This is a genomic window from Shewanella sp. HL-SH8 (assembly GCF_051165765.1).
In the GTDB taxonomy this organism is placed as follows: Bacteria; Pseudomonadota; Gammaproteobacteria; order Enterobacterales; family Shewanellaceae; genus Shewanella; species Shewanella glacialimarina.
In genome coordinates this window covers 3825146-3838979 of the sequence record NZ_CP195039.1, presented here as the reverse complement: position 1 = coordinate 3838979, position 13834 = coordinate 3825146, and the positions used below count along the sequence as shown (strand labels likewise).

The window sequence follows — 13834 nt, the reverse complement described above, 5'->3', positions numbered from 1 at the left end:
TATGAAGATTAACAACACCACTAATATTTTCATCAGCGCTTTGGTCTCATTGGTCTTTATGGCCGGTTGTAGCAAACCGCTTGAGATGGCACATAAACCTACCCTAGTAGATGTATATACTTTACCCAGAATTGAAAATCAGGTGATGCGAGAGTTTAACGGCGTGTCACGGGCGCAAGACCTGACTAAATTATCATTTCGAGTTGAAGGGCGCATAGCAAGATTACCGGTTTCTAAAGGTCAGACAATCAAGCAAGGTGATTTACTCGCCGTGCTTGAAAAGCGTGATTATGAAATTGTGCTCAATGATCGCCAGGCTCGTATGGAGTTGACCTTTAAACAAGCCCAGCGTGGTAAGCAGTTAGTCAATAAAAAACTGATGGCACAATCAGAATATGACCAAATGAACGCGCAATATTTAGTTGCAAAAGCACAGGCAAAACAGGCTGAACTTAGCCTGCAATATACTGAATTACGCGCGCCTTTTGATGGCATGGTCAGCGATGTTTTTTTACAGTCATTTGAAAACATTCAACCGGGTATATCGGTATTAAGTGTACAAAAAACCGAACAAATTGAAGTCGATGTGCAAATCCCCGATATGTTGATAGCCGTCTCTCGGCGGGCAACAGATGAGAGTGCCTTCGAAGTCAGTTTTGAAGCATTTGAAGGGGTGGTATTTCAAGGTCGATTACTTGAAATTAATACTGAAAAAGATCCTACTACATCAACCTATATTGCCACTATTGCAGTAGATTTAGACGATCAATATAAAGTGTTGGAAGGAATGCCAGCCAAAGTTAAAGTCAATTTAAGTAATATGACTTACACCTACAGCCGCCAATTTTTATTACCCATAAAAGCGGTTGTAATGAAAGATGGCGACCAACTCGCTCATCAGGAAAGTGGTGTGTGGGTTTATCAGGCCAACACTAAAACCGTGCAATATCAGCCAGTCAAACTGGGGGTTATTGTGGGTGACAACATTGAAGTGGTCAGTGGACTTAAAGATGGTCAAACTATTATTACCACAGGGGCTTCTCGTATGATTGAAGGCCAACAAGTTCAATTAATTCAAGGGTAATAACTAGATGAATATTGCAGGATATTTCGTAAAAAATACCGTGATCAGTTGGATGTTTATCCTTATTTTACTTATCGGTGGATTAATGGCCTTCACTGGATTAGGCCAGCTAGAAGATCCGCCATTTACCATTAAAGATGCCGTGGTAGTCACCTTATATCCAGGTGCAACGTCAACTGAAGTCGAAGAAGAAGTCACTTATTTGGTCGAAAAAGCCATTCAAGAACTGCCTTATATTGATAAAATTCGCTCACTCAGTACCTCTGGTATGTCACAAATTACCGTCACCATGAGAAACAATTATGGCCCAGATGAATTGCCCCAAATTTGGGATGAGCTGCGTCGTAAAGTCAATGATATGGCATCAAGTTTACCGCCTGGGGCGCATGCTCCAATGGTTAACGATGACTTTGGTGATGTGTACGGCATCATGCTGATGGTCAGCGGTGCAGATTACAGTTATCGAGATTTATTAGACTATGTTGATTATGTTAAGCGTGAATTAGAACTCATACCCGGCGTGGGTAAGGTGTCGCTAGCGGGCAAACAGCAAGAGCAAGTTTTTGTTGAAATGTCGCTGAACAAAGCGGCAAGTTCTAATATTGACCCACAGCTTATTTCAAATCTACTTAACTCACAAAATATGGTGTCTGATGCCGGTAACATTCGTGTTTCGGGTGATAACCTTAAAATCAGAACCAGTGGCGGCTTTAGTTCCGTTGAAGAGCTAGAAGAGCTGATTATTCCCGGTACTCAAGGTAATAAACTGATTTACCTTAAAGATGTGGCTACCGTCAGCCGTGGTTTTCAAAATATTCCCACAAACCTATTAAGCTTTAACCAAAATAGTGCCATCAACATAGGTATTTCATTTTCATCTGGGGTCAATGTTGTTGAAGTGGGTAAGCTAGTCGATGCTAAATTAGCCTCAATCGAAAGCGCCAGACCGGCAGGTATGCACATTGAAACCATGTATAACCAGCCTAACGAGGTGGATGTTTCGGTTAGCAGTTTTGTGTGGAACCTGATTGCCGCAGTCGTCATTGTTATTGGTGTGCTACTGGTCTTTATGGGGGTTAAAAGTGGTATTTTAATCGGTCTTATTCTATTTTTAACCTGCCTTGGCACCTTTATGTTAATGCTGCAGGCAGAAATTGAATTGCAGCGTATTTCACTTGGCGCATTGATCATTGCCTTAGGCATGCTGGTGGACAACGCCATTGTGGTGGTCGAAGGTATTTTAATTGGTCGCCAACGAGGCCAAACCACACTCGAAGCTGGTCAAGCTATTGTTAAACAAACCATGTGGCCATTATTAGGCGCTACCGTTATCGCGATTATCGCGTTTGCGCCAATTGGCTTATCCCCTGATGCTACCGGTGAATTTGCTGGGTCATTGTTTTGGGTATTGCTGTTTTCACTGTTTTTATCCTGGATTACTGCCATTACGATCACACCATTTTTTGCACAGATATTTTTTGGCAAAGAGGGTGAAAAAGTGCCTGAAGGTGAGTTAGCCGATCCCTATGGCGGCGCATTTTTTGTGTTCTACAAAAAAATACTCAATATTTGCATGCGATTTCGCTGGTTCAGCACCTTTGCGGTACTGTTGATGTTCGTGATTTCTATTGCAGGCTTTGCCTATGTTAAGCAATCCTTCTTCCCGCCTTCAACAACGCCGATATTTTTAGTCGGCGTGTGGATGCCAGAAGGCGCAGATATTCGCGAAACCGAAGTAGTTATTAAACAAATGGAAGCCAAAGTCGCCGTTATTGAAAATGTTGAGTATGTGGCTTCAACCATAGGTAAAGGTTTTCCGCGTTTCTTATTAACCTATTCGCCGGAAAAAAACTTTGCCTCATACGGTCAAATAGCGGTTCGTGCCAGTAGTTTTGATACTTTACAACCGGTAATGGTTGAGTTTAGACGTCAAGCAGAGCAATTTTTCCCACAAACCCAGCTTAAGTTCAAACGCTTAGAAATTGGCCCTTCGACAGATGCCAAAATTGAAGCCAGATTAAGCGGCCCAGACCCAGATGTACTGCGTCAACTTGCGGCACAGGTTATGACCATTTTTAACGACACCCCAGGTACGGTCAACGTACGCCATGACTGGCGCGACCGGGTCAAATACATTGAACCGCGCTTTAATGAAACCCAGGCCCGCCGTTTAGGTATTGTAAAAAGTGAAGTGGATAGATCGATTAAGTTCGCCTTTACTGGGGTAGATATAGGGGTTTACCGTGAAGGCACCACCTTATTACCGATTATTGGTCGTTTACCTAATGATGAGCGTGTCGATATTGAGTCAATGGAAAGTATCCGTATCTGGAGTCCGGTGATTAACGGTTTTGTGCCACTTCAACAGGTTGTAGATGGCTTTGACGTTAAATTTGAAGACCCGATTATTCAACGTCGCGACCGTAAACGAACATTAACCGTGTTTGCCGATGCTGATTTTGAATACGATATTTTGCCAGCTGCACTGTTTAATCAAGTTAGGCCTAAAATTGAAGCGCTTGAGTTACCAGTAGGCTATGAATTGCAATGGGGCGGCGAGTTTGAATCATCAAGTGATGCGCAAGCGTCACTGTTTTCAACCTTGCCTATTGGATTCTTGTTGATGTTTTTAATCACGGTTTTCCTATTTAATTCAGTGCGTAAGCCACTGGTTATTTGGTGTTGTGTTCCGTTAGCGATTATAGGTATCACTTCAGGGTTATTGATTTTAGACAAGCCCTTCAGCTTTATGGCGCTACTAGGTATGTTGAGTTTATCGGGTATGTTACTGAAAAACGGCATTGTGTTGCTTGATCAAATCAACACCGAAATTAATGACGGCAAAGAGATATTTCAAGCGGTATTTGAGTCCACGGTTAGCCGTGTGCGTCCTGTGTGTATGGCAGCGGTAACCACTATTCTTGGGGTATTGCCGTTAATCACAGATGCGTTTTTTGAATCATTAGCTGCGGTAGTCATGTTCGGGTTAGGTGTTGCCACCATCTTAACGTTAATTATTGTACCTGTGTTTTACATCATATTCTTTAATGTGAAATACCGAGATTATAAGACCTTCTAGTCAAGATTGTTAACCGCTAAAGCCCTGCACATCAAGTAGGGCTTTTTTATTGCCGCTATGTGAACCGTTCAACCCAACGTGCCGTATAAAGTTGCATCTGTATTCAATGTGAGCCATAAAGATGTCTTTAGAAATAGGCGCTTATAGCCAGGCTATTATTAATGTCACCAACCTTCGTTTACGCACTTTTATCGGGTTTAACCAAGATGAAAGAGAAAAGCAGCAAGATGTGGTGATCAATATTGAAATTCATTACCCCGCAGACAAGTCATTTCAAACTGACAATGTCGCAGATGCACTCAATTACAAAGTCATCACTAAAAAAGTGATTCAGCATGTTGAGGAGGGGCGATTCTTACTACTTGAAAAGCTGGTGGCTGATGTTGTTGATATTTGTAGTGAACATCCTTCTGTCACCCTAGCGAAAGTCACCATCGACAAGCCCCATGCACTACGCTTCGCCGATTCAGTATCGTTATCTTTAGAGTATCGCCGTTAAACTCATTTAAGGGGCCAATTATGTCAGCAAATAGTATTATGTCAGCAAGCCACGGCAATATTTCAGACGCCGCCAAAAAGGTGCAATCAGCATTAGTTGCGCACGGATTAGAAACGCCATTATTGCCTTCAGAGCTTACCGCACAGCAAAAGTATGAGCGTATTAAAGGACTTATGACTGATGTGGTATCAACGTTAGGGCTAGACTTAACCGATGACAGTTTAGCTGAAACACCGCATCGTATTGCCAAAATGTACGTTAATGAAATCTTCTCGGGATTAGATTACGCCAACTTTCCAAAAATCAGCCAAATTGAAAATAAAATGGGTGTGGAAGAGATGGTTAAAGTCAGTGATATCAGTGTGGTTAGCACCTGTGAGCATCACTTTATTACTATCGATGGTATTGCCAAGGTTGCTTATATCCCTAAAGGCAAAATCATTGGCTTGTCTAAAATCAATCGTATCGTGCGATTTTTTGCCCAGCGTCCTCAAGTGCAAGAGCGCTTAACCCAGCAGGTACTGGTGGCATTACAAACCTTACTGGAAACCGAAGATGTTGCGGTTACCATTAAAGCGACTCATTATTGCGTAAAATCTCGCGGCATAATGGACACCACATCAAGCACGCAAACCACCGCCTTAGGTGGCAGCTTTAAGGCTAATGCTTCTACTCGCGCTGAGTTTTTAGCCGCTTAATTCGGCATCGCCAATCGCTATCGCTCATCATGAAGTTAAATTAAGGCATTGTTAACTGACAATGCCTTTGCTACTGGGTAGAATAAGCGCAAATAGTTCTTTAATAGAGTTTTTGCATGCACGTACATATTCTTGGCATTTGTGGCACCTTTATGGGTGGTTTAGCGTTATTAGCACGTGCAATGGGCCATAAGGTCACTGGCAGCGATGCTAATGTTTATCCACCGATGAGCACGCAACTTGAACAACAGGGCATAGAGCTTATTCAAGGTTTTGACCCAAGCCAGTTGGGCGAAGAAGGCATTAACCAGCCCGACATTGTGGTGATTGGTAATGCCATGAGTCGAGGCAATCCGTGCGTTGAAGCGGTATTAAACCGCGGGATAAAATATACTTCTGGGCCGCAATTTTTGTCAGAGCATATTTTGCCTAATCGTTGGGTATTGGCTGTGTCTGGCACTCACGGAAAAACGTCTACTGCCAGCATGTTGGCGTGGGTATTAGAGTATTGCGGCTACCAACCGGGCTTTTTAATTGGTGGCGTACCGCAAAACTTTGGTGTGTCAGCAAGGTTAGGTGATTCGGCTTTTTTTGTAGTCGAAGCAGACGAATACGACAGTGCCTTTTTCGATAAACGCTCTAAGTTTGTGCATTACAAACCACGCACATTGGTGATCAATAACTTAGAATTTGATCATGCCGATATCTTTACCGATTTAGCAGCTATTCAGCGCCAATTTAATCATGTTATTCGTACCGTACCGGGTGAGGGCAAAGTCATTTGGCCTAAAGATGTGGTTGCGGTTAAACAGGTTATCGATATGGGTTGCTGGAGCGAGCAAGAAACTTTTAGTGCAACAGCACAAGATGGCTGGCAAGGTCAATGTATTGCCGCTGACGGTCATGAGTTTGAAGTGATGTTTAAAGGTGAGTCCCAAGGCGTTTTAAATTGGGGCTTAATCGGTCAGCACAATATTGAAAATGCGATAATGGCTATTGCTGCAGCGCGACACGTGGGCGTTACCCCGCAACATGCTATTGACGCTTTAGCGCAATTTAGCCCACCAAAGCGTCGTATGGAATTATTAGCAACACCGAATAATATTGCGGTTTATGATGATTTTGCCCATCACCCAACCGCGATTGAAACCACCCTAAAAGGGCTTCGCGCTAAAGTTGGTAGTGGTGATAACGCTAGTGGCAAAATTATTGTGGTGCTTGAGCCGCGCTCTAACACCATGAAAAGTGGCGTGCATAAAGATACTCTTGCCAACTCGATGGCACTGGCCGACCAAGCATGGCTGTATCAAGCCTGCAATGTTGGTTGGGACATTGCCGACAATATGCGCTCTGCTTCTATTCCGGTTACCGTCAGTGATGATATTAGTCATATTGTGGCACGAGTCAGTCAAGCGGCGAATCCAGGTGACACCATAGTGGTAATGAGCAACGGTGGTTTTAATGGTATTCATCAGCAAATCATTCAGGCATTACTTAATAAGTAGTCTCTAAACTGAATGAGTTTTGCCAAAGTTAAATAGCGCGCCCTAATGCAAAACCAGTGGAAGCGTAGTACCGAATAAGGATTAACGATGGCTTACGCCAAAAAAGAAAAAGCAATTAGTTTAGCCTGGACCGGAGCCTCAGGTGCACCTTACGGCATTAAATTACTGCAATGTTTATTGGCAGCGGATTATCAGGTTTTTTTAATGATATCTAGTGCTGCCAGAGTGGTACTTGCCACCGAACACGGCTTACAATTAAGTGCTAACCCCGACAAAGCCCGCGAGCAACTACTCAGCTATTTTGCTCAGCAGCAAGCACCTTTAGCCGGTGAGTTAATTGTACTGGGCAAAGAAGAATGGTTTTCGCCGCCAGCGTCCGGCAGTGCTGCACCTAAGCAAATGGTGATTTGCCCTTGTTCAACAGGCACATTAGCCGCAGTTGCTAGTGGCATGAGTAATAATTTATTAGAACGTGCAGCCGGCGTGGTGATTAAAGAGCGCGGCCAGTTAATACTGGTGCCAAGAGAAACGCCCTTTAGTGCCATACACTTAGAGCATATGCTAAGCCTCACTCGCAATGGTGCCACCATAATGCCAGCCGCACCGGGTTTTTATCATAATCCCAAATCGGTGGAAGATCTGGTAGACTTCATGGTTTCCCGAATTCTAGATCATTTGGGTATTGCACACGAACTGACAAATCGCTGGGGTTATGGCGTCGACGCCCCCCAAGATATTGATAATTGAGAACTGTATGAAACACACCATAGAACCTATGATTTCAACCGAAGACATCAATAAAACTTTAGATCAACTTGCCGAGCGTATTAACGCCCACTATGCCAACAGCGAACGTTTACTCATGGTTGGCTTATTGAAAGGCTCAGTGGTTTTTATGGCGGACCTATGTCGCCGTATTAAAGGCCATGTTGAAATAGACTTTATGTCAGTATCAAGCTACGGCAACTCAACCACTAGTTCTCGTGATGTCAAAATCTTAAAAGATGTTCAATCAGATATTGCTGGTCGTGACGTATTGATTGTTGAAGACTTAATTGACTCGGGCAACACCTTAAATAAGGTGCGTGAAATTTTATTGCTGCGTAATCCAAAAAGCCTGGCGTTATGCACCTTATTAGATAAGCCAGAACGCCGTGAAGTGGATGTGCCAGTTGATTTTATTGGCATGACAATTCCCGACGAGTTTATTGTTGGCTACGGCATTGATTATGCCGAGCAATATCGAAATCTGCCTTACATAGCTAAAGTCGTGCCTTTATAACGACCGCTGTATTACAAATTACTCCCACAATTGTGGGAGTTTTTTTCGATAAAATAAGGAATTTAGCATGACAGAACACACCGATGCCCTGGTGATAGAAAATCTACAAAAAACCTATAAAGGGGGAGTTGAAGCCGTTAAGTCACTCAGCTTAACGGTTAAACAAGGTGACTTTTTTGCATTGCTAGGCCCTAACGGAGCGGGTAAGTCGACCACCATTGGCATTATTAGCTCATTAGTGCAAAAAACTGCAGGCAGCGTCAAAGTGTTTGGTTTTGATATCGACCAACAACTTGAGCGCGCCAAGTTGTGTATTGGCTTAGTGCCACAGGAGTTTAACTTTAATCAGTTTGAAACTGTGCTGCAAATTGTGGTTAACCAGGCCGGTTACTACGGCGTGACACGCAATATTGCGTTGGTTCGTGCTGAAAAATACCTGTCACAGCTGGATTTATGGCATAAGCGTAATGCGCAGGCCCGTGAACTGTCCGGTGGCATGAAACGCCGCCTAATGATTGCCCGTGCATTAATGCATGAACCCAAACTGCTTATTTTAGATGAGCCCACAGCCGGAGTAGATATTGAACTTCGCCGTTCAATGTGGGATTTTTTAAAGCAGATTAATGCCCAGGGCGTAACCATTATTCTCACCACCCATTATCTTGAAGAAGCTGAAATGCTGTGTCGTAATATTGGTATTATCGACACCGGGCGTTTAGTAGAATGCACTAGCATGAAGTCGTTGCTTAGTAAGTTAAATGTTGAAACCTTTATCTTAGATTTGACTCAAAATCTCAGCACCGCACCTGAGCTGGAAAACATGTCATGTCGCTTGATAGACCCGCACACGCTAGAAGTTGATGTGGCTAAAAGCCAAAGCATGAATAGCCTATTTACCCAGCTAACCACTGCCAACATAGAAGTGCTATCAATGCGCAATAAAGCTAACCGCCTAGAAGAGCTATTTGTCGAGCTCGTTGAAAAAGCCAAGGGGGCGAAATAATGAACGCACTGTATTTAGTCGCCTTTAGAAGTATTTTAAAGAAAGAAATTAATCGCTTCACCCGTATCTGGGTGCAAACCTTAGTGCCGCCAGCTATCACTATGACCTTATACTTTCTCATTTTTGGTAACTTAGTCGGCAGCCGTATTGGTGAAATGGGTGGCGTAAGCTACATGGAATTTATCGCCCCAGGGTTAATTATGATGTCAGTTATTACTAACTCATATTCTAATGTGGCCTCATCATTTTATAGCGCTAAGTTTCAAGGCAATATAGAAGAAATCATGGTGGCGCCCGTGCCGCATTATGTGATGATAGCCGGCTATGTCGGCGGCGGCGTTGCCCGTGGCTTATGTGTCGGCCTTATTGTGACTGTAGTGGCAATGTTGTTTGTTAACATCAGCTTACACCACGTTGGCTTGGTGATATTAACGGTATTTTTAACCTCAGTGCTATTTTCACTCGGCGGATTAATTAATGCAGTATTTGCCAAAAGTTTTGACGATATCAGCATCATTCCCACGTTTGTATTAACCCCATTAACTTACCTTGGCGGAGTATTTTACTCGTTGTCATTATTGCCAGAGTTTTGGCAAGGTGTGTCGGGCTTAAACCCTGTGGTGTATATGATCAACGTATTCCGCTATGGCTTTTTAGGCTTCGCCGATATCAGCGTGCCGTTATCGGTGGCTATCATGGTCGGCTTTTGTGTTGCCTTATGGACCTTGGCTTACTACCTTATATCGCGTGGTATTGGTTTGCGTAGCTAAGTCTTGTAATAGCCCGGTCTTGCAATAGCTAAACGCTCACAAACCGGTTGTCACAATATCAGTTTAAAAGGACTCGCAAGAGTCCTTTTTTGTGGGCGTTATCTATCTATGGGGCTGGTGGTATGGCTAAAACGAGAACCTATAACATGAGTATACAGTTCAGTCGTTTTAAGATCTGAATGGCCTAATAGTTCTTGAACAGTACGAATGTCGGTCCCATTTTGCAGTAGTTGAGTCGCAAACGTATGCCTAAAGGTATGTGCTTTTACTTGCTTTGGAATTTGGCTGATTAATACAGCTTTGTGTAATTGTTTTCTAAATGTTGTTTCGTGAATATGATGACGACAAATATAGCCATCATATGGATGCGTGCAGCGAGTCGATGAGGGGAAAACATACTGCCAAGATAAATCTTTAGCGGCATTACCATATTTGCGTAATAGTGCAGGTGGCAAAGATGCTAACCCATAGCCTTCACTTAAATCTTGCTGGTGGCGAGCTTTTACGATACTAAATTGGTTATCCAAAGAATGACTTAAGGATTTTGGTAATAATGTATAACGGTCTTTTTTACCTTTGCCTCTAAAAATAAATAACGTATTATTCTGTGTGTTTACATCTTTAATTCTTAATTGTAATGCCTCATTTATTCGTAATCCTCCACCATATAGAAGTGATGCAATTAACCAATATTGGCCAGAAAGATTGCTAATAATATTTTTAGCCTCCTCGTGGGTTAGTACTGTAGGTATAGACTGCTCTCGCTTAGTAAACGAATAACGTAAATCCGATATCTCTCTTCGAATGATATGTTTATATACATAAATAATTGCGCATAAAGCTTGGTTTTGTGTTGCAGCACTAACCTGCCGATTGACTGCTAAGTGATTTAAGAAACGCTCAATTTCGGCATTACCCATGTCTTGAGGATGTTTTTTGTCATTAAAAAGGATAAATTGCTTTATCCAATATAAATATACTTTCTCAGTTTTGATACTGTAACGACGAGTGCGAAGTTCTGTACGAATTGACTCTAGAAATGGTGATGTTGGCATATCAACTCCTTTTGATTCAAACTGACATTATGGCTGTATGTATATACAGTTATAATTCATTGTTGTAAAAATGCCAGTTTTGTTCTCGTTATGTAATCGCTAAAATTCTCGGTTTTACCTAAAGGATAATTCTATCTAATTGAATTAGCTTATTTTTGTTAACATATCTGCTCTGCATAACGAGTTTGTATTATTCTCGATTATCTAAATTCTCGCTTTTGCCTAGACTAAAAGGTGATTGATTTGGGTTATTTAAGCTGATAAGTTACTAAAATTATTAATAATTAAAGCGATTTGGATGTTGTGTTTTGGTGAGCTTCTCAGGATGTTTATCGGAATTCTCGCTAATACGCTGTTATAAGGTTCAATCAGGCATGGATAAGCAAACTCGAATGGAACTTCGAAGAAAAGCTGGTTACAGAGATTTACCTACACCAGTTATAAAGACTCAAGGTCCAGAGTACGCAATGTCTTTTGCATGCTTCAACTGTAAAACTTCTAATATGCGACATTTTAATGTTCCACCTTGTGATTACCCCAAGACAATGGAATGCCCTATATGTAAAAGTACAACGGTAAACTTAGGTCGGCATTTTAAATCACCTAAAAAATCAGATGTAGCCCAATGGAAAAAAATTAGGTTCCTCGCTGAACATGGATTTGTTTTCCAAAAAATACGTACCGATTCAAATAGCTATGATAGTGTTCCGTACCCTGATACATTATCCGAAGCCAAAGAGTTTGTCGTAAAATACAAAAAATGGGCTTGGGAGCCAACCTTATAACACATATGAGCCTTCCGCCAGTCAATAGGCGAGCCTAACTTATTTGACTGCTTTTGCAGTCAAATTAAAATCAATCAACAAATTCATCTACTTCGTCTGTCAGTTAGCTGTCAAATCATCGTTTACAGCAAACACATATAGAGGCTCTCTTAGTGCGATCTTATCGCTGCCTGACGCTTTTCAATCCTTTGAAATATCAGGGGCACTAGACATTTATCGGTTAACCCTAAGATGGCACTATTCAAGTCAGAGGTGCTTTGTGCACAGTTAGTTTCAGGCTCATTTAAGGTGTAAACGACTTTGGTGATTGTACTCATTAATGCGCGCCAATAAGGTGTCTAATCAAGTCAGCGTAGCTTAAATAGCATTTGGCATAGTGATGATGGTGAGAAGTCATTGCTTCATTAGCCACATCATTCACGTTCATGCTCGCTTCTCTTTTCAAGAGTATCTAGTTAGATGTTCAGCTCACCTTATTGCGCGACTTATCCTTTTAAGAATCGTTGTTCATCAAACACCGTTTTGTTCTTCAACATGAAATAGACGCAACGGCCAAGCTTATGTGCCAGTGCAGATAACGCTTTAGCCTTACTCATTCTTTTTTGTAATCTATTAAGATAGTTACGGGCTTTATCATTGCCTCGCAGGTAAAGCACAGCAGCTTCAGAGAATGCCCACTTTAAATGAGCATTACCGATTTTATTACCATTAGTACCATAGGTTTTACCCGCAGACTCAGCTTTGCATTTGACTAATCGAGAGTATGAAGCAAACTTTTGCACTGACTCAAATCGACTGATATCACCGATTTCATAGAGGATTGTCAGTGACAAAATCTTGCCAATACCTGGTACTGTTTTCAGTAATTCTAAATAGACGGGGTTATGGTTCTTGGCTTGTTTTTCAATAAACCATTCGACCTGTGCGAGTTCCTTGGCATAGCAATCAAGTAGTGCCATGTCTAAATCAATGTTGCGTTGGACGATAGGGTCTTGATATTGCTCGCGTAGTTTTTGTCTTGCAGAGATGTTTTTAAGGTTAAGTTCAGTGGCAGGTAAATTGTATTGGCTGTTGGTGTTAACCACATGACCTTTAAGCATAGCGCCGTGACGAACAATCTTCATACGTCGACGTAACAGGTCACGCGCAGCGCGCATTTCACTTGGGTAATCGTAGGCTATTGGAAAATTGCCACCACGCAGCAGTGTGGCAATTTTAAATGAATCGACTTTATCGTTCTTAGTTTTACCGCCGTGAATCGCTTTCATATAAAGGGCATGACCTAGAATAAAGTCGATACCCAGTTCAGCACACCAATCAGACACCCAATACCAACAATGCATGCACTCAACTCCGACAATGACATTGCCGATATAGGGTTCAAGTATGAGTAGTAAGTCATCTTTGTCAGCGCCAATCTTTTTATGGACGACAACTTCCCCTTTAGAATCAATGATGCAGACATAAAGTAAGCGTGCATGTAAATCGATACCACAGTAGTATGGATGTGAGTTATTATAAAATCTCATTGAGCTTTCTCCTGTTGGTTTGGTCACCTTAAGCATACCGCTGATGCGGCTTGCTAGGGAGGGGGCTCAATGAGTATCAAGGCGTTCAAACGGACAAAAAACAGTTGGCTGTTTCACTCCGTTCACAATTTTAGCCAACAATTTTTTGCCGCTTAACGTGGCGTTAGGTGAATAATATGAGTGCAGCTCCGCATGTAGCGGCCTTCTGTAAGGATGTAGCGAAGAACAAGGAAATCTGGACAATCCAGTTTTCTGACGAATCCTATATCAAATGGGAAAATTCTGAAGGAAGAGATGTCTTTCCGGTATGGTCAACTAAATCGCGCGTAAAGAAAATCCTATCTTACGAAGAAGAGTTTGAAGGTGCCGTCCCAGTATGCTTTTCTCTAGATGAATTCATCTCAGACTGGATGCCAACCTTATTAGAAAATACAACTGGTTTAGGGCCTAACTGGGCTGGCGAAAATTTGATGGGTTGGGAGATGGGAGCACAAGAAGTGATTGACCGCATTTTAAAACAGCCCGAGATTAACTTATGAAATCAC

At 42.2% G+C, this 13834-nt stretch carries 13 protein-coding genes; 11 read left to right on the top strand and 2 right to left on the bottom strand.

The window, feature by feature from the left end; all coding sequences use genetic code 11:
* The first annotated feature begins 1 nt into the window (after position 1).
* The 9 genes from ACRWQN_RS16970 to ACRWQN_RS16930 all read left to right on the top strand — a co-directional run bounded on the left by ACRWQN_RS16970 (position 2) and on the right by ACRWQN_RS16930 (position 9920).
* Entirely contained in the window at positions 2–1084 is a 1083-nt protein-coding gene (locus ACRWQN_RS16970; protein WP_434939028.1) for an efflux RND transporter periplasmic adaptor subunit, read from the top strand.
* Between the two features lie 7 nt (positions 1085–1091).
* A complete protein-coding gene (locus tag ACRWQN_RS16965; RefSeq protein ID WP_434939026.1) occupies positions 1092–4163 on the top strand; it encodes an efflux RND transporter permease subunit in 3072 nt (1023 codons plus the stop codon).
* A 121-nt stretch (positions 4164–4284) separates the two neighbouring features.
* Positions 4285–4662 carry a dihydroneopterin triphosphate 2'-epimerase gene (gene folX / locus ACRWQN_RS16960; RefSeq protein ID WP_434939025.1) on the top strand — a complete coding sequence of 126 codons (378 nt, stop codon included), beginning with the start codon at positions 4285–4287 and terminating at the stop codon, positions 4660–4662.
* Between the two features lie 38 nt (positions 4663–4700).
* A complete protein-coding gene (folE, locus tag ACRWQN_RS16955) occupies positions 4701–5360 on the top strand; it encodes a GTP cyclohydrolase I FolE (protein WP_434940691.1) in 660 nt (219 codons plus the stop codon).
* A 116-nt stretch (positions 5361–5476) separates the two neighbouring features.
* On the top strand, positions 5477–6865 hold the full coding sequence (gene mpl / locus ACRWQN_RS16950) for a UDP-N-acetylmuramate:L-alanyl-gamma-D-glutamyl-meso-diaminopimelate ligase (RefSeq protein WP_434939023.1): 1389 nt from the start codon (positions 5477–5479) through the stop codon (positions 6863–6865).
* Between the two features lie 87 nt (positions 6866–6952).
* Positions 6953–7612, top strand: a complete 660-nt coding sequence (locus ACRWQN_RS16945; protein ID WP_434939021.1) for a flavin prenyltransferase UbiX — start codon at positions 6953–6955, stop codon at positions 7610–7612.
* Positions 7613–7619: 7 nt separating this feature from the next.
* Complete coding sequence (hpt, locus tag ACRWQN_RS16940; protein WP_434939019.1) at positions 7620–8147, top strand: hypoxanthine phosphoribosyltransferase; 528 nt, start codon at positions 7620–7622, stop codon at positions 8145–8147.
* Between the two features lie 67 nt (positions 8148–8214).
* Positions 8215–9150 (top strand): ABC transporter ATP-binding protein, encoded by a 936-nt coding sequence (locus ACRWQN_RS16935; protein WP_434939017.1) that lies wholly within the window; start codon positions 8215–8217, stop codon positions 9148–9150.
* On the top strand, positions 9150–9920 hold the full coding sequence (locus ACRWQN_RS16930; protein ID WP_226413527.1) for an ABC transporter permease: 771 nt from the start codon (positions 9150–9152) through the stop codon (positions 9918–9920). The genes ACRWQN_RS16935 and ACRWQN_RS16930 overlap by 1 nt, the downstream gene beginning before the upstream one ends.
* A 98-nt stretch (positions 9921–10018) precedes the next feature.
* Here the strand turns inward: ACRWQN_RS16930 and ACRWQN_RS16925 are convergent, their stop codons facing one another.
* On the bottom strand, positions 10019–10975 hold the full coding sequence (locus ACRWQN_RS16925; protein WP_434939016.1) for an integron integrase: 957 nt from the start codon (positions 10973–10975) through the stop codon (positions 10019–10021).
* 374 nt (positions 10976–11349) lie between these two features.
* Between ACRWQN_RS16925 and ACRWQN_RS16920 the strand changes: the two genes are divergently transcribed.
* Positions 11350–11760: a hypothetical protein gene (locus ACRWQN_RS16920; RefSeq protein WP_434939014.1), complete on the top strand. Its 411-nt coding sequence runs from the start codon at positions 11350–11352 to the stop codon at positions 11758–11760.
* A gap of 485 nt (positions 11761–12245) precedes the next feature.
* On the opposite strand, the gene ACRWQN_RS16915 is transcribed toward ACRWQN_RS16920, so the two are convergent.
* Positions 12246–13289, bottom strand: coding sequence for an IS110-like element ISShfr7 family transposase (locus ACRWQN_RS16915; RefSeq protein WP_434939008.1), 1044 nt, complete (start codon positions 13287–13289; stop codon positions 12246–12248).
* A 176-nt stretch (positions 13290–13465) separates the two neighbouring features.
* Between ACRWQN_RS16915 and ACRWQN_RS16910 the strand changes: the two genes are divergently transcribed.
* Positions 13466–13828, top strand: coding sequence for a DUF2750 domain-containing protein (locus ACRWQN_RS16910; RefSeq protein WP_434939012.1), 363 nt, complete (start codon positions 13466–13468; stop codon positions 13826–13828).
* Positions 13829–13834: the final 6 nt, after the last annotated feature.

Excerpts from the sequence above, each read along its gene's own strand:
- ACRWQN_RS16970 (WP_434939028.1), top strand. The coding sequence starts at position 2 with ATGAAGATTAACAACACCACTAATATTTTCATCAGCGCTTTGGTCTCA.
- ACRWQN_RS16965 (WP_434939026.1), top strand. The coding sequence starts at position 1,092 with ATGAATATTGCAGGATATTTCGTAAAAAATACCGTGATCAGTTGGATG.
- folX (WP_434939025.1), top strand. The coding sequence starts at position 4,285 with ATGTCTTTAGAAATAGGCGCTTATAGCCAGGCTATTATTAATGTCACC.
- folE (WP_434940691.1), top strand. The coding sequence starts at position 4,701 with ATGTCAGCAAGCCACGGCAATATTTCAGACGCCGCCAAAAAGGTGCAA.
- mpl (WP_434939023.1), top strand. The coding sequence starts at position 5,477 with ATGCACGTACATATTCTTGGCATTTGTGGCACCTTTATGGGTGGTTTA.
- ACRWQN_RS16945 (WP_434939021.1), top strand. The coding sequence starts at position 6,953 with ATGGCTTACGCCAAAAAAGAAAAAGCAATTAGTTTAGCCTGGACCGGA.
- hpt (WP_434939019.1), top strand. The coding sequence starts at position 7,620 with ATGAAACACACCATAGAACCTATGATTTCAACCGAAGACATCAATAAA.
- ACRWQN_RS16935 (WP_434939017.1), top strand. The coding sequence starts at position 8,215 with ATGACAGAACACACCGATGCCCTGGTGATAGAAAATCTACAAAAAACC.
- ACRWQN_RS16930 (WP_226413527.1), top strand. The coding sequence starts at position 9,150 with ATGAACGCACTGTATTTAGTCGCCTTTAGAAGTATTTTAAAGAAAGAA.
- ACRWQN_RS16925 (WP_434939016.1), bottom strand. The coding sequence starts at position 10,975 with ATGCCAACATCACCATTTCTAGAGTCAATTCGTACAGAACTTCGCACT.
- ACRWQN_RS16920 (WP_434939014.1), top strand. The coding sequence starts at position 11,350 with ATGGATAAGCAAACTCGAATGGAACTTCGAAGAAAAGCTGGTTACAGA.
- ACRWQN_RS16915 (WP_434939008.1), bottom strand. The coding sequence starts at position 13,289 with ATGAGATTTTATAATAACTCACATCCATACTACTGTGGTATCGATTTA.
- ACRWQN_RS16910 (WP_434939012.1), top strand. The coding sequence starts at position 13,466 with ATGAGTGCAGCTCCGCATGTAGCGGCCTTCTGTAAGGATGTAGCGAAG.